This window comes from uncultured Methanobrevibacter sp., from assembly GCF_902770715.1.
Lineage (GTDB): Archaea > Methanobacteriota > Methanobacteria > Methanobacteriales > Methanobacteriaceae > Methanocatella.
This window is the reverse complement of the sequence record NZ_CACXTS010000026.1, coordinates 1-21,911: the sequence shown is the minus strand read 5'-3', so window position 1 is coordinate 21,911 and position 21,911 is coordinate 1. Positions and strand designations below refer to the sequence as shown.

At 33.5% G+C, this 21,911-nt stretch carries 25 protein-coding genes, 1 tRNA gene and 1 pseudogene; 13 read left to right on the top strand and 14 right to left on the bottom strand.

Annotated elements, in window-relative coordinates; translation table 11 throughout:
* Position 1 precedes the first annotated feature (1 nt).
* Both QZU81_RS08130 and QZU81_RS08125 read right to left on the bottom strand, forming a co-directional pair.
* Complete coding sequence (locus QZU81_RS08130) at positions 2-1,207, bottom strand: tRNA pseudouridine(54/55) synthase Pus10 (RefSeq protein WP_295591087.1); 1,206 nt, start codon at positions 1,205-1,207, stop codon at positions 2-4.
* 1 nt (position 1,208) lies between these two features.
* Positions 1,209-2,552 carry a signal recognition particle protein Srp54 gene (locus QZU81_RS08125; protein ID WP_292824084.1) on the bottom strand — a complete coding sequence of 448 codons (1,344 nt, stop codon included), beginning with the start codon at positions 2,550-2,552 and terminating at the stop codon, positions 1,209-1,211.
* Positions 2,553-2,647: 95 nt separating this feature from the next.
* Between QZU81_RS08125 and hpt the strand changes: the two genes are divergently transcribed.
* The 8 genes and pseudogenes from hpt to QZU81_RS08085 all read left to right on the top strand — a co-directional run bounded on the left by hpt (position 2,648) and on the right by QZU81_RS08085 (position 7,065).
* Positions 2,648-3,217: a hypoxanthine/guanine phosphoribosyltransferase gene (hpt, locus tag QZU81_RS08120; RefSeq protein ID WP_295591084.1), complete on the top strand. Its 570-nt coding sequence runs from the start codon at positions 2,648-2,650 to the stop codon at positions 3,215-3,217.
* Position 3,218: 1 nt separating this feature from the next.
* Positions 3,219-4,170 (top strand): annotated as a pseudogene (gene dph2, locus QZU81_RS08115) (diphthamide biosynthesis enzyme Dph2).
* Positions 4,171-4,289: 119 nt separating this feature from the next.
* A complete protein-coding gene (locus tag QZU81_RS08110; RefSeq protein ID WP_295591082.1) occupies positions 4,290-4,859 on the top strand; it encodes an exosome complex RNA-binding protein Csl4 in 570 nt (189 codons plus the stop codon).
* Between the two features lie 14 nt (positions 4,860-4,873).
* A complete protein-coding gene (locus QZU81_RS08105) occupies positions 4,874-5,152 on the top strand; it encodes a DNA-directed RNA polymerase subunit L (RefSeq protein WP_292824096.1) in 279 nt (92 codons plus the stop codon).
* A 31-nt stretch (positions 5,153-5,183) separates the two neighbouring features.
* Positions 5,184-5,603 (top strand): NUDIX hydrolase, encoded by a 420-nt coding sequence (locus tag QZU81_RS08100; RefSeq protein WP_295591080.1) that lies wholly within the window; start codon positions 5,184-5,186, stop codon positions 5,601-5,603.
* Positions 5,604-5,679: 76 nt separating this feature from the next.
* Entirely contained in the window at positions 5,680-5,991 is a 312-nt protein-coding gene (locus QZU81_RS08095; RefSeq protein WP_295591078.1) for a transcription factor S, read from the top strand.
* 9 nt (positions 5,992-6,000) lie between these two features.
* The gene (locus tag QZU81_RS08090; protein WP_295591076.1) at positions 6,001-6,969 is read left to right on the top strand and encodes a topoisomerase IV; all 969 of its coding nucleotides are present in this window, start codon (positions 6,001-6,003) and stop codon (positions 6,967-6,969) included.
* A gap of 22 nt (positions 6,970-6,991) precedes the next feature.
* Positions 6,992-7,065: transfer RNA gene (locus tag QZU81_RS08085), tRNA-Arg, on the top strand.
* On the opposite strand, the gene QZU81_RS08080 is transcribed toward QZU81_RS08085, so the two are convergent.
* The gene (locus QZU81_RS08080) at positions 7,066-8,895 is read right to left on the bottom strand and encodes a helicase C-terminal domain-containing protein (protein WP_295591074.1); all 1,830 of its coding nucleotides are present in this window, start codon (positions 8,893-8,895) and stop codon (positions 7,066-7,068) included.
* Between the two features lie 95 nt (positions 8,896-8,990).
* Here QZU81_RS08080 and cobI point away from each other — a divergent pair, with 95 nt between their 5' ends.
* The gene (cobI, locus tag QZU81_RS08075) at positions 8,991-9,695 is read left to right on the top strand and encodes a precorrin-2 C(20)-methyltransferase (RefSeq protein WP_292824111.1); all 705 of its coding nucleotides are present in this window, start codon (positions 8,991-8,993) and stop codon (positions 9,693-9,695) included.
* Here the strand turns inward: cobI and QZU81_RS08070 are convergent.
* Positions 9,692-10,465: a V4R domain-containing protein gene (locus QZU81_RS08070; protein WP_292824114.1), complete on the bottom strand. Its 774-nt coding sequence runs from the start codon at positions 10,463-10,465 to the stop codon at positions 9,692-9,694. The two genes, cobI and QZU81_RS08070, sit on opposite strands and share 4 nt — an antisense overlap.
* 424 nt (positions 10,466-10,889) lie before the next feature.
* Here QZU81_RS08070 and QZU81_RS08065 point away from each other — a divergent pair, with 424 nt between their 5' ends.
* The 3 genes from QZU81_RS08065 (at position 10,890) to QZU81_RS08055 (ending at position 13,013) form a co-directional block, all read left to right on the top strand.
* Complete coding sequence (locus QZU81_RS08065) at positions 10,890-11,714, top strand: amino acid ABC transporter substrate-binding protein (RefSeq protein WP_295591072.1); 825 nt, start codon at positions 10,890-10,892, stop codon at positions 11,712-11,714.
* A 207-nt stretch (positions 11,715-11,921) separates the two neighbouring features.
* Positions 11,922-12,563, top strand: a complete 642-nt coding sequence (locus QZU81_RS08060; protein ID WP_295591070.1) for a heparan-alpha-glucosaminide N-acetyltransferase domain-containing protein — start codon at positions 11,922-11,924, stop codon at positions 12,561-12,563.
* A 153-nt stretch (positions 12,564-12,716) separates the two neighbouring features.
* Positions 12,717-13,013 carry a hypothetical protein gene (locus QZU81_RS08055; RefSeq protein WP_295591068.1) on the top strand — a complete coding sequence of 99 codons (297 nt, stop codon included), beginning with the start codon at positions 12,717-12,719 and terminating at the stop codon, positions 13,011-13,013.
* A gap of 163 nt (positions 13,014-13,176) precedes the next feature.
* Here QZU81_RS08055 and QZU81_RS08050 read toward each other — a convergent pair whose 3' ends face one another.
* The 8 genes from QZU81_RS08050 to QZU81_RS08015 all read right to left on the bottom strand — a co-directional run bounded on the left by QZU81_RS08050 (position 13,177) and on the right by QZU81_RS08015 (position 18,255).
* Positions 13,177-13,449 carry a hypothetical protein gene (locus QZU81_RS08050; protein WP_295591067.1) on the bottom strand — a complete coding sequence of 91 codons (273 nt, stop codon included), beginning with the start codon at positions 13,447-13,449 and terminating at the stop codon, positions 13,177-13,179.
* Positions 13,450-13,451: 2 nt separating this feature from the next.
* Complete coding sequence (locus QZU81_RS08045; protein ID WP_292824126.1) at positions 13,452-13,736, bottom strand: hypothetical protein; 285 nt, start codon at positions 13,734-13,736, stop codon at positions 13,452-13,454.
* A gap of 574 nt (positions 13,737-14,310) precedes the next feature.
* On the bottom strand, positions 14,311-15,090 hold the full coding sequence (locus QZU81_RS08040; RefSeq protein ID WP_295591065.1) for a class I SAM-dependent methyltransferase: 780 nt from the start codon (positions 15,088-15,090) through the stop codon (positions 14,311-14,313).
* A 163-nt stretch (positions 15,091-15,253) separates the two neighbouring features.
* Positions 15,254-15,655, bottom strand: a complete 402-nt coding sequence (locus QZU81_RS08035; RefSeq protein WP_295591063.1) for a DUF4405 domain-containing protein — start codon at positions 15,653-15,655, stop codon at positions 15,254-15,256.
* A gap of 956 nt (positions 15,656-16,611) precedes the next feature.
* Positions 16,612-16,791 carry a 4Fe-4S binding protein gene (locus QZU81_RS08030; protein ID WP_295591061.1) on the bottom strand — a complete coding sequence of 60 codons (180 nt, stop codon included), beginning with the start codon at positions 16,789-16,791 and terminating at the stop codon, positions 16,612-16,614.
* Positions 16,792-16,810: 19 nt separating this feature from the next.
* Positions 16,811-17,098 (bottom strand): DNA-binding protein, encoded by a 288-nt coding sequence (locus tag QZU81_RS08025; protein WP_295591059.1) that lies wholly within the window; start codon positions 17,096-17,098, stop codon positions 16,811-16,813.
* Positions 17,099-17,114: 16 nt separating this feature from the next.
* Entirely contained in the window at positions 17,115-17,642 is a 528-nt protein-coding gene (locus tag QZU81_RS08020; RefSeq protein WP_295591056.1) for a DUF134 domain-containing protein, read from the bottom strand.
* A 106-nt stretch (positions 17,643-17,748) separates the two neighbouring features.
* The gene (locus QZU81_RS08015) at positions 17,749-18,255 is read right to left on the bottom strand and encodes a GNAT family N-acetyltransferase (RefSeq protein WP_295591055.1); all 507 of its coding nucleotides are present in this window, start codon (positions 18,253-18,255) and stop codon (positions 17,749-17,751) included.
* Positions 18,256-18,475: 220 nt separating this feature from the next.
* Here QZU81_RS08015 and QZU81_RS08010 point away from each other — a divergent pair, with 220 nt between their 5' ends.
* Positions 18,476-19,702 carry an FprA family A-type flavoprotein gene (locus QZU81_RS08010; protein ID WP_295591053.1) on the top strand — a complete coding sequence of 409 codons (1,227 nt, stop codon included), beginning with the start codon at positions 18,476-18,478 and terminating at the stop codon, positions 19,700-19,702.
* Positions 19,703-19,746: 44 nt separating this feature from the next.
* Here the strand turns inward: QZU81_RS08010 and QZU81_RS08005 are convergent, their stop codons facing one another.
* Together QZU81_RS08005 and QZU81_RS08000 are read right to left on the bottom strand one after the other, a co-directional pair.
* Entirely contained in the window at positions 19,747-20,877 is a 1,131-nt protein-coding gene (locus QZU81_RS08005) for a site-2 protease family protein (protein WP_292824141.1), read from the bottom strand.
* Positions 20,878-20,893: 16 nt separating this feature from the next.
* On the bottom strand, positions 20,894-21,911 hold a 1,018-nt coding region (locus QZU81_RS08000; protein WP_295591051.1), incomplete at its 5' end, for a molybdopterin molybdotransferase MoeA.

Here is a 21,911-nt window from a genome sequence, read left to right as displayed (position 1 = left end):
TCTACTTCTCACTTACTTCAATTACATCCAATTGTTCGCAAATTGCATTAACTCCCAATATTTCACCCACATTAGGATGGCTTCTGCCTTCATCGCCAGAAATTAATTCTTTGATGTATAATCCACCTTCTGTCTTAATGCGCATGCTAAATGTTTTCTCATCGATTACATCATAAGATAAGTCAAGCACATGTTTAATGCGCACCTTATCGGCCCTACGTCTTAAAACCCTTAAAGGAGTTTGCTGGTGGATTTCATTTAATTTTGTCAATTCTTCAAGCTTAACTTCGTCAAATGCCTCATCGCATTTAACCAAAGCTCTGTAAACTTTATAAGTATCCGGAGAGGATTGCTTTATCTCTGCTTTTCTTCTTCTTTCACAGACATGCAGATTATGATAGGAAGTTTTGCCTTCATTAATCTTGTTTATTTCCTCTTCCAATTTTTGCAAATCCAGTTTTCTGATTTTTGGTTCCTTTATCTCTAAAACGAATGGTCTTCCGGAACCTAGCATTAAAACATCAATGTCTTCACGTCCAGCACCATGGAATTTGGCTTCTCTTCCCTTGGTAAGCTTCAAAAAATGCTCAGAAATTAATTCTTCAACTGATTCGGGATATTGCTTGCCTGTGAAGTTACATTCCTCGCATCCCCTGCCTTTACATTTGGTGCAAGGCCATTTTGTTTGGGGAATGCCACGCTTTAATTTATTGTACTTTCCTTCTATGTATAACGGATTAATTTGAATTTTGACCTTGGGTTCGCCAACCAAATCAACATTGAAAACAATGTCCTGTGATTCGAATTCAGCTTCCTTATCATAAATTTCCCAAATTCCCAGACCTATAAGCCTGTTTACTTCCTTTTTAATTGTTTCAACGCTCAAATCAAACTTTTCAGAAAATTCCTCATCCCTTTTCTGAATGGATTTGTCTATTTTAGAACCTACAAGAAAAGTATCGAATTCTATTCCCAGCTGATTGATCTTATCATCTATTTTCTTATATAGCTCTTCATCCAACTTATCGAAGAGATTATTACATATTACGCAATCAGCATCATCCAAATTGATATCCAATTCAGAGCATACCTTATCTGCCCTATCAATGTTGTCGGTTCCTTCAATTGTTTTAGATAGCTTACGCCCAAGACAATTTTTACAGATTTTGCCATCCGTTTCTTCTAGAATCTGTTTTGCTAATTTCATATTATCTATTCATGAATTGTCCCATCATACGATTCATTGCACCGCCGCTTAAACGACTGCCACGTTTTCCTATTCCTTTCATTGTCTTTCTGGTGTTGTTATAATATTTTAAAAGTTCTTTGACTTCACTCTCATCAACACCGGAACCCCTGGCAATTCTTTGGACACGTGACTGCTTAATAATCTTAGGATTTAACATTTCTTCTTCAGTCATTGAAGACATCATGATTTTATAGGATTCTATTTTGTCTTCAGTCATCTTGGAAGCTTCTTTGGAAATCTTATTTCCCATACCCGGAATCATGTTCAAGACCTGCTGCATAGGACCCATATTGTTCATCATTTCAAACTGGTTCTTCATATCCATCAGTGTGAATTTACCGGACATCATATTTTTCATGGTCTGTTCGGCAATATCCTCATCAATGGTCTCTTCAGCCTTTTCGATGAGTGATTTGATATCCCCCATACCAAGCAATCTTGAAATGAATCTTTCCGGATCGAACAATTCAAAGTCATCGATTCTCTCACCGGTACCGATGAATTTGATTGGAGCGCCTGTTTCGGCTACAGCTGACATCGCACCCCCACCTTTTGCTGAACCATCCAATTTGGTAATGATGATTGATCCGATATCGGTAGCTTGTGAAAATGCCTTTGCCTGTTCACCGGCTTGCTGACCAATTGTTCCATCAATAACAAGGATTGCTTCATTTGGATTGATAATATCATCCAATTCATCCATTTCAGCGATTAAATCCTCTTCTTGTTTGTGTCTACCTGCAGTATCGAAAATAATGACTTTCCTATTCTTAAATTCCTGCAAACCTTTTCTGGCCAAGTCCAGAGCATCCTTATTTTCAGGATCCCCATACAAAGGAACATCCATTTCTTCAGTCAATTGCCTTAATTGCTCATAAGCAGCCGGTCTCCATGTATCTGTACAAACTACTGCCGGATTGAAACCTTTTTTCTGCAGGTATCTGCATAATTTACCTATGGTGGTTGTTTTACCACTACCCTGAAGACCCAAGAACAGAATCTTATAAGGCCTATCATTAATATCCAATCCTGCAGCTTCGCTGCCTAAAAGATTTACCATTTCTTCATAGATAATTGTTATAACATGCTCCCTTGGAGTAATACCTTTTGGAGGTTCCTCTTCAAGAGCCCTTGTCTCAATTTTTTTGGATAAATCTAAAACTAATTTAATATTAACGTCAGATTGAATTAAAGCACGTTGTATGTCTTTTACAACTTCCTTAATAGTTTTTTTATCAATAACGGACATTCCCACTAATTTTTTCATTGTATTAGTAAGATTTTCTCCTAAATTTCCAAGCATATTATCACTTTAATAACAGTTAATATAAGAAAATTTAATTATTATATTAAAATATATTTATATTTAATGAGTTTTTATAATTTTGGTGTGATACTATGTTAGAGGAAGTAAAAAAATCTTTAGAAGCATCTCCAATCGTGAAAAAAGGTGACTACAATTACTTTGTAAATCCAATAAGTGACGGCGTTCCGGCAATGGACCCTAAAATGTTACGTGAACTGTCTTTAGCTGTCCATAAACATGCAGACCTTGATGTTGATAAAATTGTGGCTGTTGAAGCTATGGGAATACACTTAGCTACCGCACTCTCCCTTGCAACAGATATACCATTCGTTGTAATCCGTAAAAGACAATACGGACTTGAAGGCGAACAGCAAGTTTATCAAAAAACAGGTTATGGCTCATCAAACCTCTTCATAAACGATTTGCATGCAGGTGAAAGAATCCTCATCATTGACGATGTGGTCAGTACCGGCGGAACATACATAGCCTTATTGAATACTCTAAAAGATATGGGCTTGGAAATTAAATCCGCAGTTGCAGTTATTGAAAAAGGCGACGGAAAAAAAATAGTTGAAGAGGAAACCGGTATCGATATCATATCCCTTGTAACATTAGATGTCATTGACGGCAAAGTAGTTATCCAAAAAACAATTGAAGATTAAAATGTCAATGTATGATATGGATTTGGATAAAGTAATCCGTAAAATCAACGCAAAAGATGCGAGAACAGTTGGCCTTCAATTTCCTGAAGGATTAAAGATGCAGGCCGTTAAGATAGCTAAGCAAATCGAAAATGAAACTGAAGCCACTGTAATCATATCAGGAGATCCCTGCTTTGGAGCTTGTGATGTAAGCGACTACAAAATGAAGGGATCCGTAGACCTGATTGTTCATTACGGACACACACCACTTCCTTTAAAATATGAAGTTCCGACAATCTTTATAGAAGCGTTCTCAAAAATAGACATTAAAAGAGACCTTGAAAAATCACTTGAATACCTGAAAGACTATTCAAGAATCGGACTTGTAACAACAACCCAACACCTGCATCTTCTAAATGAAACCAAGGACTTCCTGGAGGATAACGGCAAAGAAGTCATTCTTGGCTCATCACCTTCAACTAGAAAAGGCCAGGTATTGGGATGCAATTTTTCATCTATAAAGAACCTCGATGTAGACGTTATTCTATTTATTGGCAGCGGCAATTTCCACCCATTAGGCATAAAACTATTTTCCAATACACCGGTATTGGCTTTAGACCCCTACAACAGTGAAATCAGAAGCATGGACGAGTATGCCGACAGAATCTTAAGAATAAGATTTGCAAGAATCACTAAAGCGAAGTCCGCGAAAAAATGGGGAATTTTAGTATCTACAAAAGAGGGCCAATACAGAATGACACTGGCCAAGGAGATTAAGAAAATATTGGAAGACGCTGAAATGGAAGCATATATTATTTTTTGTTGTAAGTGCCTGTCCAAGAATTGCTATTGATGATTCTCAAATGTATAAAAAGCCATTGATAACACCACAAGAGCTGGAGATTGTGTTAAATAAACGTGAATGGGAAAATTACCAGCTTGATGAAATATTATTCCATGAACGCTACAAATGAACTACTGCCGCTTAAAAAATTGGGGATTATTACACATTAAGATACTTTTAAATATTAATATGGATAAAATTATTATATTAAAGAAATTTTTATAAAATCTTTATTCTGGTGTTTTTAATATGAGTATAGAAGAGAAAAACATTGTAATGCCTGGAGAAAAATTAGGTATCATAGAGCAATATCTTCCAGGAGAAGGTACTTATGATGACAATGGAGAAATTAAATCATCAGTACTTGGAAATGTTAAAATTAATCAAAAAAAGAAGGTTATTTCTGTTGTGTCAGATGCGAAACCTGCTCTTTTAAAAGTTGGGGACATTGTTTACGGTCAAATAACTGATATAAAACCACAAAGAGCAAACGTAAAAATTGAATGCATTAAAGATAATGCAAGACCTTTAGCATTGCCTTATATGGGTGCTATACACATCTCTCAAGCTAAAAAAGATTATTTAGAAAAATTATCTGATGCTTTTAGAATAGGTGACATTATTCAAGCAAAAGTTGTTAAAATTACTGGAGATAATGTCGATTTAGGTACTGTAGATGCAGATTGTGGAGTGCTTAAAGCTATGTGTACTCGTTGTAGGGATTTCATGCATACTACACAAAAAGAAAATGAACTTCAATGCAATACATGCAACAAAAAAGAAAGACGTAAAGTATCTAAAAACTATGTTAATGAGTAATTAAGGTTGATAAAATGGAAAATTTTGAAATAGTAGAAGAAAAAACTTTAGAATTAACTTTTATTGTAAAGGATGAAAGTCACGGAGTTTGCAATGCATTAAGACACATTTTAATGCAAAACCCTGATGTGGAATATGCTGTTTACAATATTGATCACCCTCTTACTGGAAAACCAGAAATGACTATCAAAACCAAAAGAGGAAAAAGACCAAGAAAAGCATTGAAAAAAGCAGCTGAAGAACTCCAAAAAGAAAGCGCTGAATTCAAAAAACTTATTGACGAAGCTTTATAGCTTCAACTATTATTTTTTTTAAAGTGGTTTGATGACCAAATATAAGATTCCTTCACTGACAACTGATATTTTTATTTTTGATGACGAATTTAATTTTATTTTAATTAAAAGAAAAAATGACCCTTACAAGGATTGCTGGGCATTACCTGGAGGATTTGTTGAATACGGAGAGTGCGTAGAAACTGCAGCTATCCGTGAAGCAAAGGAAGAAACCAGCATTGATGTTGAACTTAAAGATTTGGTCAATGTTTATTCAAATCCTGACAGAGATCCAAGAGGACATACAATAACCATAGCATTCACAGCTAAAGGGGACTTCACCAGCAGAAAAGCTGATAGTGATGCGAGTGATATCAACATCTTTTCACCTGAAGAATTAGGTGATATCAATCTTGCCTTCGACCATGAACAAATAATTAAAGACTGCTTAAATAAAGCTAAAAATGGATAAAAATGCTATATATTTAAATAATTTAAAAAAAAAAATTATTTATGATATAGATTAAATTTAATAGAGGGAGAGTTAAATGGAATTTTGTCCTGATTGTGGAGCAATGATGTTTCCAAAAGATGGAGTTTTGAAATGCAATAGTTGTGGGTACTCTAACGAAAATATTGATGAGGATAACTACAACTTAAAAAAAGAAATTAAAGCTGGAGAAACTGTTACTAACTTAGGCGAAGACGTTGAAGTTGGTCCGGTTACAAACGAAACCTGTCCTGAATGTGGAAATGACAAAGCTACATATAAATTATTACAAACTCGTAGTGCTGATGAAGCACCTACACGTATTTTCAAATGCACAAAATGTAAGCATACATGGAGAGCATATGACTGAGGGTTTTTTATGAAGGATTCGAAAGAAAAAGAGCATAGAATTTCTAACCTTAAAGACATGATAAATAATGTCAAAGACGAATCTGATAATTTAGACATCGAAGAGGATGCTGAATTAATAGATTATCTTAATGAGGACACTATTGACTTCGGAGATTTAGAAATTGACGATGAATTCATTTATCGCCCAGGCGACGATAAAGAAAATGCAATCAATTTAGAAGAAAAACCTATTGATGAAGACTTTATTATCAAAACCCCAAAAGAAAAAGACATTGAATATTCTACTGACAATTCTGAAATGGATGAATCAGAAGATTTTATTGGAGAAATGAGTGATAACTTTGATACTTTTGTAAATGCAAAAATCGGTAGGACACCTATTTTGGCAATTATAAGTTCAGTATTGGGAATATTGTTAATCTTAATTTCTATTTTCATTTTCCAATCACGTAGTGATCGTGTGATAGACAATGTTGTTTCTGGTGAAACAAACTTCTATTCCATCGTTGTTTTAGCAATAGGATTATTATTATTGATTTATGGTATATTTAAAATATTCAACATTAAGAATCCTATCGAAGGAATTACAAATTCTATTAATTCCATTGATTTGGGTAGTGAAAAAGATAATGTTCCTAAGGAAAAGCGTGATGAAAACATTATTCCTAAAAGCAACATCCCACTCGACAAAGAATCCTACAAAATAGGTGAATTTGATTTGGGAGACTTGAAAAAGAAACTCAGAAAACCAACTTCTTCTAAAAAACCAAAACCACTCACCGAAGATATCGACAATATCCCCCCAGCAAAAGAAAAAGAAGATTATAAAAAAGGATTGACTGCTGAGGAAATTGAAGATTTAGAATATGAACAAGCTAAACTCGATAATGAAAGTATTGATGATATTTTCGCTGAAGTAGAAGATATTGATGAAATGCCTATTATTTCTATTGACTCTGAAGACAAAAAAGAATAGAAATAATACTTTTTATTTTTTTGGGCCTGTAGTCTAGTCAGGAATGACACAGGACTTCGGATCCTGAGGTCGGGGGTTCAAATCCCTCCAGGTCCGTTAATTTTTTATTCTTACAACTGCTTCTTTGAAGAAATCAGGTATTAAAGACCTGTACATTGGACTCTTAAACAGCATGTTAATGTCACTGTCAATGATATAAGTGTAGCAGGAATCATCTTCTGCCCTCATTCCACGACCATAAGCTTGCATTAATGTCATTACTGTCTTGTAGGCATACCATTTTTTATCCCTTTTCATTCTCATGTTAACCTGCTTGTCTCCAAGATAAGGGAATGGAATTTTATAGATGATTTGGAATCTGCATTTATCATATGGCAAATCAACACCTTCACTCATAGAAGGAGACACCAACACCAATGGATTTTCATCCTTTTCAAAGAAATCCAAGATTTGCTCCCTATTTCTTGGGGTATGAGAAATTAATCTGGAATTATACAAATTATTGGTAATATACTGTTGGCATTTATAGCTATGAGTATGAATCAGACCTTTATCACCCTCATGCTTCTTTAAGATCTCTTGCAGAATCGGAATTGTTTTTGGGGCAGTATTCTTAATTCTGTTTGCTGACATTTTTCCGGCCAGATTAAGAATGATTGGTCGTTTTTCTTTTGTAAATGGACTGTCAACCTTAATATGGTAAACTTCATTTGGATTTAAGCCTAGCCATTTTGAAAACATTTTATGGGAAAGGATTGTTGCGCTCATGAATATGACCACGTCCCCATACTTCAACAAATTGTTTTTGGCGTAATGGTGAACCCTTAGAGGTTTAAACACCACTCCCGCTTCATCAGTGTCAATGACCCAATTTCTTGGCTCTTTGTCAAGATTAATATTAAGGGTTTTTAATCTTGAGATTGTTGATTTGATTCTATCCGCCTTATTTTTGCTGACGTCCTTTAAATCAATGTCCTCATAGGACTCTCTAATTGCATCGATTTCCATCTTCCAATCTTCAAGTTCGCCATCCTTTAACGTTTCGGGAGAAATCCTTTTGTTAATGTCCTTTTCAAGAGTTCTGTTATACAAGGTCACTTCCATGGTAGACATCAACTTGTTTTCGATATTATGAGCTTCGTCCAAAATCAAAAGTGAACGGGTCCCGAAGTGCTTTACATAATTTAACTCAACGATTGCATAATCATAATTCATCAATGTTATTGGAGAATTGATTGCATTTGCCTTTTGATTCCAATAATGGCAATGATTTCCTGATTGATAAAATACAGTTCCTCCAAATGAGTCCTCAAAAGCAAGTTCAGCATCGAGTGTCGGATTTTTTGCAACACCATAAGGACAGAAGAATTTGCTTGATGTCGGTGTTGTTTTGCATGCACCAATGTCACAGGTGGATTCTAATTGGTCATTCAGGCAGGCAAAATTGCCTCTGCCTTTAACTAATGGGAATTCGAATTCATTAGAATACTGTGCCTGGAGTTGTTTTGTCATGGTCAGTATGTAAGCGGACTCATACATTTTTGCAAGTGTTGTGGCAATCGCAGACTTGCCTGTACCTGTTCCCGCCTCTAAGATAATGTATTTATATCCCTTTTTAATTGCATCCTGAATATCCTGAATAATATCCAATTGACCGGTTCTAGGTTCATCGAATGGAAAATTTTCAATAATCTCATCATCGATATGTGGGTATATTTCTTTTAGATATGCTGCAGTACCTTCGTCTTGCTTGTGGTCATCCACTGAATAAACTTCAGGAATATCATCATCTAAAATTGATGAAGTTCTAGGCTTAGAAAAACTAAATAAATTTGTTGGGCCTTTTGATTCCTTATTAGGATACTTTCCACAGGTACAGTTACTTTTTAACATTCCGCAATTTGGACAAAACATAGAATTTGACATTAAAAATATATTAGATAAGTATACTATAAATAAATTATAGAAAGAGCATTTGCAAAATAATATTTAAAATAAAGAATTGTATTTAAAGTGATTATATGGCGGAAAAAGGAAAATTATATGGAATTGGTGTTGGACCTGGTGATACTGAATTACTTACTCTGAAAGCTGCAAGAATATTGGAAAGTGTTCCAGTAGTATTCTCACCAAAATCTTCAAAAGAAAAAGACAGTATCGCATTATCCATTGTAAAACCTATACTTGAAAAAAGAGATGATTATAAAAGATTGATGGTGGTTGCACCTATTTTTCCAATGATTGAAGACAAAAGCGAACTTGAAAAGATATGGGACAGTGCCGCTGAAATGATTGCACAATATTTAGACAGCGGAAGAGACGTTGCTTTTGTCACTCTCGGTGATACTTCAATATTCAGCACATATTCATATGTGCAAAAAAGGTTAATTGGCAAATATGAGATAGAAACCATTCCTGGAATAACCTCATTTACTGCATGCGCAGCTGCTAGAAACAAAGCTTTAGTTGAACAAAACCAAATTTTAACTGTTGTTCCAAAAATTGATGATAGATTAGAAGAAGTTTTAGAGTATAGCGATTCAATTGTGCTTATGAAAGCTTCAAGAAATACCAATGACCTTGAAAAAAGCATTGAGGAAAAAGAAAGGAAAAAAGAAATCTACTCTGTGCAAAATTGTACCCGTGAAAACGAAAAAATAATAGAAGGTTTTTCTCATGAAAAACCATATCTAACAACTACAATCATAAAATTTGAGGATGATTAGTTGTAGGATTTTGTGTTGAGAGGTTCTACCTCAAAAACACACTTCTCATCACCCATAGTATAGCATTGTGTTTCAATTACACTTACGGGCAAATTAAAGAATTCTGTGAATAAACCTTCAAAAATGCCTGTATCTAAAAAACAAGCTGGTTTTCCTGTTTTTGGAAGCAATCCACATTCAAAACAATCATAGGTGGTAATCTTAATTATTTGGCCTATTTTATAAGTAATCCTTCCCAGGCCTTTTCGTTGCCAAAATTCGGCAATATTTTCCATGAAGACATCCAAATCATCATCATATAACTTATCAAAAATAGATTTTCCGATGCTGTTTCCGGTTGATTGCAAAATAGGATCAATATTTATTCCTTCTTGAATAAGCATCGCTTTTAATGTGTGGAACAATAATGTTGAAAATTCAGCATCTTCATCAACAATATGCTTAATTAAATAATCCGATTGCGTTTCTTCAATTTCTTTTGGCTCGGTTATGTTAACAGAACCAATATATTTGGAATTTAGATAAAATATTTTTTTTCTATTATCAACAGGATGAACCCTATATGAAATTATTCCATTTTCTCTTAAACTTTTTAAATGAACTGAAACTGTTGATTTGGATTTTCCGGTGTTACTAACAATTTCATCAAATTCCATATCTCTGTCTCTGAGCATTTCTAGGATTGTAAGTTTTACTGGGCTTTTAACAACATTGACGCCGATGTTATCATTAAAATTTGAAAAAATCTGAATAGGTTTTTGTTCGCTCATTGCTATCCCCCTTATTATATAGGTATATTTATATTTAGTTAATAAATATAACTATTAATTAAAAATTGTTCAAAATAATAAATTTTATTAAAAAAAATTGAATATTGTATAACAAATAAAAAAGAAAATGATACGAACTGTTCGTTTTAAACAAATAAAATAGTTCGCATTACATCAGAGCATATGTCCAGTGAAAACTTAATAGTGGGAGCATTTTCCATTAATCATAAGATTCTTGGAAGCCGTTCCAAATCATGAAAAAAATTAAAACATATTTTAAAAATTTAATATTAGATTATATGAATAATATCATCACCATGCAAATATTTAACATTTTCTAAAAAAATATTCCTATTAATTAAAATATGATAAATGAAATAACTTATAAATAGAATTTAAAAAAAAAACTTGAAAGGGATTGAAAATGAATAAAAAGGTAATTTTTACTTTAACGGCTGTATTGGTCTTATTTTTTATGATAAGTTCAGTAAGTGCTGAGAATATGCTGGATTTTTTCAATAGTGATGAAGCAAACCAAACAAATACTGAAGACAATCTGATTATAGGTTTTAATGCACAATTTCCACCATTTGGATACAAAGATGCAAATGGAGAGTATACCGGTTTTGATATTGATTTAGCTAAAGAGGTTTGTAAAAGAAACAACTGGACATTAAAACTACAGCCAGTAATTGATTGGACCAGCAAAAAATTGGAATTAGACAGTGGCGAAATCGATTGTATCTGGAGTGAATTTACAATAGACGGAAGAGAAAATGATTATACCTGGTCAGAACCTTACTTTAAAAATACTCCGTACATTATTGTGAAATCTAATTCAAATATAAACACATTAGATGATTTGAAAGGCAAGACACTGGAAATTCAGGCTGGAACTTCCGTTTTGGACAACATCAAAAATAATGAAACATTAAATGGCACTTATAAAGAGATTGTTGAAGTTGGCGAATACAATACTGCACTGATGGATTTGGACTCAGGAGTTTGTGACGGAATAATTGTTGACAGCGGATTGGCAAATTATCTGGCAATTGAGAATAAAGACCTTAAACTCTTGAATAAAAGCATTGCAAATGAAAATTACGGTATTGGATTTAAAAAAGGAAACACAGAGTTACGAGATCAAGTTCAAAAAACTTTAGATGAAATGTTTAAAGATGGAACTGTCGATAAAATTGCTCAAAATTATAGCGAATACGGAATTCCTGAAGGTGTAATTCATCCATAGGGGGATAATTACTCTGATTCAATTATCAAAAAAAGAATCGCTTATTTAAAAAAAATGTTATAAGGTGGATGAGGCTTATACTGTAAATCTATCAATGAAAATACCCAAAATCATTTAAACTAAGAAATAGCTACTCTATTACTTAGTTTAATCCTTTTTTTAAATGTAAAATATTATATATAGTGCAAAATGAATAAAATATAATATATGAATATTTCAGGTTTATTTTCATATGAAAAAGTCAATACCGGCAGACAAGTCGAATTGGATATTGCTAAAGCCCTTTCGATTATATTCATGGTTTTTCTTCACACAATGTGGGTAATGATGAATTATAACTATGCTTTCAGCCCCATTTATGAATTTACTGTCGGCAATATTTTGGGCCGACCCTATGCCGCACCTATCTTCATGTTCTGTATGGGCATTGGTATAGTCTATTCTAGGAATAGCCAATGGGACAAAATGGTAAAAAGAGGAGCAATATTATACCTTTTAGGAATTTTGGTGAATATTTTTGAATTCTTTATACCTAATATTGTTTCCGGAATTCTTTTGGGAAATTGGGATGCTTTCCCGATATCCGGTGGGCTATTACTCTTTTGCGTTGATATTTTAGCATTCGCCGGTTTGGCATTTATTTCAATGGGAATATTAAAGAAACTTGAACTTTCAAACAAGACTTGGATTGCCATTGCAGTCATTATGTCACTAATTGGAACCTTATTAAGAGGCACTGATTTTGGCATTCCTCTCATGAATTTATTTTTTGCTGATTTTATTGGATCCGCAGGCGGATTCACCGCTTTTCCACTATTCAATTGGTTAATTTTTCCAATTGCAGGATAGGTTTGGGGGCAGTATTTTATAAGGGCTAAGGATAAGGGTGACTTCTTTAAGTTCTGGCCTATTTTCATTATACTCGCTTTAATATACTTTTTTGCATCTGCAAACCTGTGGGGCGGCATCCTCTCAACTGATGATATTCACCTGTATTACTTCATGACTACTTTAGATGCACTGTTTTGTATAATCAATGCTCATGGTGTAATCGGTTTATGTTATTGGATTTCCAAATATCTGCCGGATGCAATTATTAAGGCAGTTACAATTTTAAGCAGAAATATTAACACTATTTATATTGCACAATGGTTCTTCGTACCTTTAACAATCATATTCCTATCCTACTTCTTTAGGGACTTGATAATAAACGACCTGTTGAATTCAATAATTGCAATATGCATGATACTCCTGGCTACACTGGTTTCAATAGGATATAACAAATTGAAAAACTCTTAAATTAGGATACTGATTCTCAGTAACGCTAACTACTAATCAAATATCTTTAAAAAAATAGAAAGGATGTTGATGATTTAAAGGAGTAGAACTCCGCTATTAACACATCAAAAACATGGATATTATAACAATGATTATTTGTTGAGGATTAACCCGACTTATTTTTTTAAAAAAAATAAACAGCTTCAAGCATGGATTGCAGACCCAAAATGATAATGGCCACACCGCCAATGATTTCGATGTAGTCCGCATACTTAATAGCCATCTTAGTTCCATATGTTCCTATTAAAAACCATATTATAACTAAAATTAAACTTAAACCACCAAGGATGTATGGATTTACATGAGCCACCGCACCTTGTGATGCCAAAATCAGGTTTTCAATGTTTCCAAAAATAAGCAAACCAGAAAATTGAGCATAATCCCTTAAGTTAACCATGATTAATTGCCCCCTTTTGACCTGATATTTTTTACAGCTCCATAAACTGCCTGAATACCTAATATGAATATTGCAAGTCCTCCGATAAAGTTAATGACGTTTGCATATTGCATGGCCATATCAGTCAAAACTGTACCTAATATCAACCAGACTATTACAACTAGTACACTCAAACCACCCAACACTTTAGGGTCCACACCATTAACGACACCTTGTGAAGACAAAATAAGGTTCTCAATATTTCCAAAAATTATTAGTCCCATAAAGGGCATGAATTCTTCCAACATATTATTTTTCCACCATATAATTAGTATTATCACCATTCATTAGTGAACTATATCGAATTGTATAACAGACAAAGTATTTATTTTTTATCTTAAACGTGCAAGAATATCATGACATCTTTAAGTCCTGGATGAATTGCAAAGGTAGCATACATCAAAATGCTTTCTGTAAAAATACAAACAATTCTCTAAATAATATGAATAGTTATAAAAAGTATATTTTTAATATAAAAAATAAACCAACAGTTAACACTATTAAAAAAATAGGGCATTATATAAATAATATATGGAACATAAAAACGCATCACTATTAGGGGGATCTAATTACTGATTACCAACATTAATTTTATAATGTTAGAGGCTTCACTTGATCCAGTTCCAACTATAAAAAAAGTTACCTTATAATAATATATAGGACTAATTTTGTAATAGTATCAACTATTGTTTTTTAGCTAGTTACTATAACCATCAGAAATAACTGGGGGGAGCTATTTCTTACTTTCACTAATCTTAATTAACAACTCTTGATATAAGTTATCAGCTAACTCTTTTCTAATCACTAGCTAAAAACCATCATCTATTTTTCAAGAACGGCAATATAGTCCATTCTTTTTCTTAACAATGGAAGCCAAGTGACTATCCTATAATGCGGTTTGTAAACATTAACGCCATCAAATAGATTAACGTCCTTTATCCACTTGAAGTTAGGATTCAATTTTCTCAATTCATGGCCTTTTTCAACGCCCCATATGAATTTGGAATCAGTATCTTCAATCGATGCCTCTTTAGTGTTTTTAACTGAAATTGGAGGCATTATCTCCATAAAGACTGTACATTTATCGAAATTTGAATCTATTACATTAATGATATCTTTCACATCTTTTTGATTTAGATACATTGTCAGTCCTTCAACAATGAATAGAACGTCCTTTCTTATTTCGATTTCTTGAGCCCAGTCAGGATCCATTGCGGAATAGGCAAGTGTTTTTACCCTTTCGGTATCCTCAATATATTTTAACCTGTAATTAGCTGAATTTTCCAAATCAACATTATACCAATTGATTTTACCGTTATCCAGCCTGTTGAAGCGTGTATCCATTCCTGATGCAATGTTTACGATTGTACATTCTGGATGGACGTTGATGTAGTCGCTGACCATTTCATCCAATACAATTGTTCTTGCAATTGTTCCAAGCTGCATAAATTTATCCTTCTCAGCTATGCTGAAATCATAATCAACTTTTGAAATTACCTCTATTGCTTTTGAATCATAGAATTTATGATTTTTTTGTTGTGAATGCTTTGCTTTTGCAAATAATGTCAAAAGCATGGTTTTTTCTACGCCTTCTAAATTCATAAGTATACCTCCATAGGTTATTTTGATTTATATAATAGTAGTATGCAATACTATATAAATTTTTAGGCATACCTAAATTTTTTAAATTTTAGTAGTTTTCATCATCAAGATTTATAAAAAACATTGACTAGACCTATAGCTAGAAAAATATTAAAAACTAAAATTAGCGTAATTTCTTAATTTCCCTTAATAATTTTTTACGGGTAGTTAGCAAATGCAAAACTAAAAATACCAGACTTAAAATTGAAGAGGATTTATGAATATGTGATATTTCATGATTTCCAATCCTTAAACTTTTAAATGACTTTAGGCTGGAAAGAATACCTGAAATGATTGTTATTGACAAAGAAATCAGCAAGCCAATATGTATGATAAGGTCTATGGTTCTTTTAAGATTGTATTTTCCTTTGGGTATTGCTTTAAAATAGTTTTTATTTAATTTAATATGAAATATAATTAAAAATATCAGTCCTACCCCTATAATTTCATGAATTAAAATAGGAAGGCTAATGAATTCCAATATAATTGCCAAACCCATTAAAATGTCTACAGTAATTTTTTTCATCGAATCATCACTAATTTAATATTCATTTACCCCCTATTTAAATTTTTAGTCATACCTAAATTTTTAAGCCTATTAAAAAGTTACCATATAAAACTATAAAAAAATAATGATTTAATATAACGAAACCAAGAATAATACGAACAATTCGTATAAAACATGTGATATAGTTCGCATACTTATCTATTTGAACTACTAAACCCCTTAAAAGATTAATTTTTTGATAATTGAAGCTCTCGAATAGGTCCATTAGACTCTTCAAAAACTTTGCAAAAACCTTAATTTTGTTTGAATTGAATCTTTTTTTAAAATATACATTGCCAAATATGAAATTAAGCAAAATAAACTATTTAAAACCATATTTACTCTTAAAAGGTTAAAAAAACAAGGTGGTGGGACTCGAACCCACGAAGCAACTAATGCATAAGACCCTGAATCTTACTCCTTTGACCACTCGGATACACGTCTAAAAGAAATATCAGAAAAAGTAATCAATGTAATGAATTTTAACTATATTAATATAATACTTTTTTTAGTATAAATATGTAATCTTATTCGATCCCTTGATTGTTATACAAACCATCTTATATTCTCAATTTTCACCAGGTTTTTTAAGTAATGACACCTATGATAACAACTTGGCATTATATAAAGCAATATCATATATTGTTCTTATTGGTACCGATAATATCAAAATTAGGGATATAATATACAAAATGGAATAATATTTCTCATATCATGATTTTTTAACACTGAAAACGCTTTATTTTATATAAGAAACACTATAATACAACAATTCGTATAAAACTTATAAAGTTCTATACTTATCAAATTCCGGCGCTAAAAACTCTGAAAAAATTATCTTATAGTACTTATGAAATTTTTGAAGAGTTTATAATTTAACTTTAATTTAATGATGTATTACTTTAAAAACAGAAAAAAAGAAAGAATTGAAAGTTTTACTCTATTGTGATGCATTCGTTAGGGCAAATATCCACACAAGTTTCGCAGTAACTACATTCATCTGGGTCATTGATGGTTAATTTGCCATCCTCCAGAATTAAAACTTCCATAGGACAAACGTCTGTGCAGTCCCCGCAATTGTCACATTTATCAGTATTTATTGTAATGTCTGCCATTTTTTAACCTCAAATAATTTTAGCATACCCTATGTCCGCAGCATTTTTCAGGACCATGTGGAATGTTTAAATCATGGTGGTCTGGATATGGTTTTCCACATGTCAATGGCCCCCTTCCACGGGCAGAACCGCAACATCCTCCCATCCTTTTGTTGTGATTCAATATGGAATCGATATCTAAATCTTTAACTTCACCAACATATTCTATGGTTTCGCTGTGACATTTTGGACACATTTCATGTTCGCCATTCAATGTTATCCAATTGAAGCCGCATTCTTTACAGATATATTCTAAATTATCAGCCATTAAAATCATCTCCCATTTAAATATTACATAATCCTCTTCCTTGCAGTAGTGAACCACATTCAGGGCATGTTTTACTTCTGCATGGAACACCTCTAATTTTCTGTTCTGTATAACTGCAATTAGGACAACTGCATGTGTCATTTGACATTTGATTTCTTCTATTGTTTGTGTTTAATTTGCGGATGTTTGTTGATTTACAGTCTGGGCATTCACCATACTCTTTTTCTGGATTTGACCATTGAAAACCACAATCTTCACATAAATATTTATTAGGGTCTATCATTGTATCACCTTTGACAATTACTATTGGTCGGCCTTCAATCAAAGAGGTAGCCATTTTATGTCTTGCAGAATTCAGGATTCTGTGAAAAGTTGACTGTGAAATTCCCATGAATTCAGCAGCCTCGGTTTGCTTTATATCATGGTAATCTTTAAATCTGATAGCTTCAAACTCATCTACTGATAATTCAATCGGTTTTCGATTATTATTCAACTCATGTTTGTGACATGTGACTACTCTTCTCATTCTTTTAGGTCTTACCATAATATTCTCCCCAAATGTATCTTCAGGTATTATGAATATATATTCATAACTCATATATAAATGTTACAGTACTTTGAAACATTTAATGTTGATATTTTTTAAAAAGTCATTTTTTCATTATCTTTTTGAATTTGAACATTTCCTGACCCTGCATAGGATGATTTTCATCCCAATCTTCGTCCGGATTTTTCCCATTATAAAATTCAACTATATGAAATTCCAATCTATTAACATAAAAATGAATATTCCTTTTGTCAAAGTATGGTGTACATGTCTCCCATATTTCTGTATCGGGATATAAAGTTTCTATTTCACTCCAAATCCTTTGTCCAATGCCTTTATTTTGACAGTGAACATTGACAAACAAGAAATCCAATAGATTGTGTTGCGTTTTTTCATTTATTTCAAGAACCACACCGCCAAGTATCTCATTATTATCCTTCATTACATAAGCATGGCTGTTTTCTTTTTTCAGGCACTCATCAATGTCTTTTTCAGGCAATATTAATTCGTCGCTTTTACCAAAAACTTCTTCATAGCCAAATTGAAATGATTCTTGCATTAATCTTTTAAATTCGGCTGAATCTTTATCCTGCAATTTAATTAATGCCATAATTATATTTATTGTACTCTAATCTAAATAATCATTTATACCCTACACCATCTGATGTTATATACTTACAATTTTTCAACATTAACTTTTGTTATACAGAACCAGTAAAAACACGAACATTCGTATAAAACAAAACTATATATAATAATGATTTTAAAATAATTATTAAATTCATAGCTTAAATTATATGAATTAAACCAAAAAAAATTGGAGATTAAAAATGAAAGCCCACGCACAAAAAATAGCTGATGGAGTATACTGGATTGGTGTACTCGATTGGGACTTAAGAACCTACCACGGTTACACATTAGACGGTACCACTTACAATGCATACATTGTATTTGGAGAAGACGAAGTAGCAATTATTGACAATGCTTACCCTGGAAAAACCAAAGAAATGATGGCTCGTATCGACGACGCTTTCGCTCAAGAAGGAAGAGAAGTCAAAGTTGACTACATCATCCAAAACCATGTTGAAAAAGACCACTCCGGAGTATTAGTGGACTTACACAAAAGATTCCCTGAAGCACCAATTTACTGTACAAAAATTGCAGTAAACGGTCTTTTAAAACACTACCCTGCACTTGAAGGAGCAAAATTCATTACTGTAGGAACTGGCGACTCATTGGATGTTGGTGGAAGAACATTAGCATTCTTAGATGCATTCTTATTACACTGGCCTGACAGCATGTTTACCTTACTTGCAGATGAAACCGGTATTTTATTCCCTAACGACGCATTCGGTCAGCACTTATGTTTCACCAAAAGATTCTCAGATGAAATTCCAGAAAATATCTTAATGGATGCAGCGCAAAAATTCTACGCAAACTTAATAACCCCACTTTCAAAACTAGTTCTCAAAAAATTAAACGAAGTAGTTGAATTAGGCTTGCTCGACTCAATCAAAATGATTGCACCATCCCACGGTCAAATCTGGACTGATCCTATGCAAGTAATCGGAGCTTACCAAAACTGGGCTACCGGTGTATGTGAAGACAAAATCACTATCATCTACGATACCATGCACTACTCAACCCAACAAATGGCTCACGAAATTGCAGAAGGTGCAATGTCTGAAGGCTATGATGTAGAAATCTTCTTCTTGCATGAAGACGAAAGATCAGAAATAGTTAAAAGTATCTTAACCAGTAAAGGAATTGCTGTTGGAGATCCTACCATCAACGATGTGCCATACCCAAGTATCGGAGACATCATGTACTACTTGAAAGGATTATTATTCAACAGAACCGGCATTGTAAGAAAAGCAGTTACTTTCGGTTCCATGGGTGGAAAAGGTGGAACACCAGCTATGCTCGCTGAAGAATTGAACAACTGCGGATTCGATGTTATTGAATCACAAGAAATTACTTTCGTGCCAACCGCTGAAGAAGAAGAAGCAAGTTACGAGTTAGGTAAAAAATTAGCTCAAGCTTGTAAAGAATTATAGAAAGAATTATTATTCTTTCTTTTTTTACTTTTTTTAAATCAATTTTAAATAAAACTAGCAACCAGACTGAATACAATAATCATTGCCATGACAGCTGATAATGAATTAACAATCGGCTTATAATGCTCTTCAGATAACTTATAACTCAACAATATCTCAAGCATGTATCCGCCGTCCAATGGCTTGAGCGGAAGCAGATTGAATAAACCAATTCCTAAGTTTAACATGAATACCCATTCGAATAGTTCGCCCAATTCGAATAATATCCAAGGAAGTGGTCCTAAACTATTATCTATTAATTCAAAATGTTTATTTGCCTGGATTCCAAAAAATCCTCTAGATTCATTGTTCGGATTTTTATCTAAAGTCAAGGTATAAGTTCCCTGATCCGTTGTTACCGTTACATTGTCTCCCGGCTTAAATGTACTTACTGCGTTAGAGTAAGATTCTGAATCATTGATTTTTTGATTATCAATAGCCTCTAAAACCATTCCCTCTTTTAGAATTCCATCTGAAGGTGAATCCGAAACGATTCTATCAATAGCTATCCCATCTTCAGCAAAATAATGTGGAATTCCGGCAGATACCAAAGAGACAATCAATAATGCAATGACCGCTAAGGAAATATTAGCAATCGAACCCGCCGCATAAACTCTTAGTCTTGAAGATCTTTTAGCCTTTTTCAGTTCATCCTCATCAGGCTCTACGAAGGCTCCCGGAAGAATAATGAACAATAGCAATCCGATTGATTTGATTGATATCTTTTCGCCAACGGCCTGTATACCATGTGAAAATTCATGAACAATAAGAACAGTTGCCAAGGCTATCAGACCATAGAAAAATGGAATATAGATTGATGAACCCGGCATTTCGACACCTGGAATTACAATTGAAACTGCAGGAGTATCAAAAACCGATGGAATTGACGAAATCAATGTCCATGTGATAAAAATCATAGCGGCAAATGCCACAACAATTCCAACATTCATGAACCATCGCCAGAATGTTGGTGAAAAATTAGAAATTCTAGATATCAGCCCGCGAAGTCTTTGGGTCTTCCACATTATGACCGGGAAGTTCAACTCGACTCCATAGTTTGATAATTTTTCATGGAAAATTCCGACCAATATCCAGATGACAGCAAAAGCTATCAAATAATAATAAATACCATTCATTAAAATACACCTTGGACTACCAAAGTAGTGAATCAAAGAAGACTACATCAACTATATCACCCTTTTGATATCCTTCATCATTTTCGTCTATAATGATATAGCTGTTCGCCTCAACCATTGACCTAATAATGCCAGAACCTCTGTTCAAGACATGCTTGGCATATTCATCATCGGAAGTTGCACGTATGAAATCTGTGAAATCTGTTCTTCCAAGCTGTGAAGGCACTTTTAGTTGAGATTCTCTTTTAACAATGTGGAAATCAAATGATCTTCCCTGCATTTCAAAGAGATATTTCCTTGCAAAAACATCAAATTGACTCATGGCAGCAACAGGCTGGCCTGAAAAAGTAAATACCACTTTATCATTGACAACTCCAGCACCGGCAGGTTTTCCCGGTCTCATTGCAACACCGTGGAATAGAATCTCGCCGATGTCATCAACAACATCCAGAACAACATCTCCCTTACTGATAGCTGTTCCTCCGGTTGTCATGATTACGTCAAAGTCATTGGAAGCTTCTAAAATAGCTTCTTTAACCTCTTCAAAAGTATCTCCAGCATGGACAATATCCGCAATTGCACCAGAATCCTCAATCATGGCCTTAATAGTGAATTGATTAGAGTTAATGATTTTAGCTTTATCGATTTCTTCCTTGGTTGGCTCTACAAGCTCATTTCCTGTAATGATAACCCTAACTCTAGGTTTTTTGAAAACTTTAACAGCATCATAACCCGCTGATGCGATTAAACCCAATTCCTGATATCTGATAAAGGTATTTTTATCCAAAATCTTTTGACCCTTTTCAATATCTTCAGATTTAGGGCTGACATTTTCACCAGGTGTCACTTGAGAGTAAATTGTTAAGTCATCACCATCAGTGGTAGTGTATTCCTTCATGATAACTGCATTAGCTCCTTCAGGAATAGGGGCTCCAGTAGCAATTACAATGGCTTCACCTTCACCAACAGTCTTTTGACTAAAATCTCCTGCACCGATTGCATCAATAATTTTGAGTTGCTTAGGAGCTGATTGA

Excerpts from the sequence above, each read along its gene's own strand:
- QZU81_RS08130 (WP_295591087.1), bottom strand. The coding sequence starts at position 1,207 with ATGAAATTAGCAAAACAGATTCTAGAAGAAACGGATGGCAAAATCTGT.
- QZU81_RS08125 (WP_292824084.1), bottom strand. The coding sequence starts at position 2,552 with ATGCTTGGAAATTTAGGAGAAAATCTTACTAATACAATGAAAAAATTA.
- hpt (WP_295591084.1), top strand. The coding sequence starts at position 2,648 with ATGTTAGAGGAAGTAAAAAAATCTTTAGAAGCATCTCCAATCGTGAAA.
- QZU81_RS08110 (WP_295591082.1), top strand. The coding sequence starts at position 4,290 with ATGAGTATAGAAGAGAAAAACATTGTAATGCCTGGAGAAAAATTAGGT.
- QZU81_RS08105 (WP_292824096.1), top strand. The coding sequence starts at position 4,874 with ATGGAAAATTTTGAAATAGTAGAAGAAAAAACTTTAGAATTAACTTTT.
- QZU81_RS08100 (WP_295591080.1), top strand. The coding sequence starts at position 5,184 with ATGACCAAATATAAGATTCCTTCACTGACAACTGATATTTTTATTTTT.
- QZU81_RS08095 (WP_295591078.1), top strand. The coding sequence starts at position 5,680 with ATGGAATTTTGTCCTGATTGTGGAGCAATGATGTTTCCAAAAGATGGA.
- QZU81_RS08090 (WP_295591076.1), top strand. The coding sequence starts at position 6,001 with ATGAAGGATTCGAAAGAAAAAGAGCATAGAATTTCTAACCTTAAAGAC.
- QZU81_RS08080 (WP_295591074.1), bottom strand. The coding sequence starts at position 8,895 with ATGTCAAATTCTATGTTTTGTCCAAATTGCGGAATGTTAAAAAGTAAC.
- cobI (WP_292824111.1), top strand. The coding sequence starts at position 8,991 with ATGGCGGAAAAAGGAAAATTATATGGAATTGGTGTTGGACCTGGTGAT.
- QZU81_RS08070 (WP_292824114.1), bottom strand. The coding sequence starts at position 10,465 with ATGAGCGAACAAAAACCTATTCAGATTTTTTCAAATTTTAATGATAAC.
- QZU81_RS08065 (WP_295591072.1), top strand. The coding sequence starts at position 10,890 with ATGAATAAAAAGGTAATTTTTACTTTAACGGCTGTATTGGTCTTATTT.
- QZU81_RS08060 (WP_295591070.1), top strand. The coding sequence starts at position 11,922 with ATGAATATTTCAGGTTTATTTTCATATGAAAAAGTCAATACCGGCAGA.
- QZU81_RS08055 (WP_295591068.1), top strand. The coding sequence starts at position 12,717 with ATGACTACTTTAGATGCACTGTTTTGTATAATCAATGCTCATGGTGTA.
- QZU81_RS08050 (WP_295591067.1), bottom strand. The coding sequence starts at position 13,449 with ATGGTTAACTTAAGGGATTATGCTCAATTTTCTGGTTTGCTTATTTTT.
- QZU81_RS08045 (WP_292824126.1), bottom strand. The coding sequence starts at position 13,736 with ATGTTGGAAGAATTCATGCCCTTTATGGGACTAATAATTTTTGGAAAT.
- QZU81_RS08040 (WP_295591065.1), bottom strand. The coding sequence starts at position 15,090 with ATGAATTTAGAAGGCGTAGAAAAAACCATGCTTTTGACATTATTTGCA.
- QZU81_RS08035 (WP_295591063.1), bottom strand. The coding sequence starts at position 15,655 with ATGAAAAAAATTACTGTAGACATTTTAATGGGTTTGGCAATTATATTG.
- QZU81_RS08030 (WP_295591061.1), bottom strand. The coding sequence starts at position 16,791 with ATGGCAGACATTACAATAAATACTGATAAATGTGACAATTGCGGGGAC.
- QZU81_RS08025 (WP_295591059.1), bottom strand. The coding sequence starts at position 17,098 with ATGGCTGATAATTTAGAATATATCTGTAAAGAATGCGGCTTCAATTGG.
- QZU81_RS08020 (WP_295591056.1), bottom strand. The coding sequence starts at position 17,642 with ATGGTAAGACCTAAAAGAATGAGAAGAGTAGTCACATGTCACAAACAT.
- QZU81_RS08015 (WP_295591055.1), bottom strand. The coding sequence starts at position 18,255 with ATGGCATTAATTAAATTGCAGGATAAAGATTCAGCCGAATTTAAAAGA.
- QZU81_RS08010 (WP_295591053.1), top strand. The coding sequence starts at position 18,476 with ATGAAAGCCCACGCACAAAAAATAGCTGATGGAGTATACTGGATTGGT.
- QZU81_RS08005 (WP_292824141.1), bottom strand. The coding sequence starts at position 20,877 with ATGAATGGTATTTATTATTATTTGATAGCTTTTGCTGTCATCTGGATA.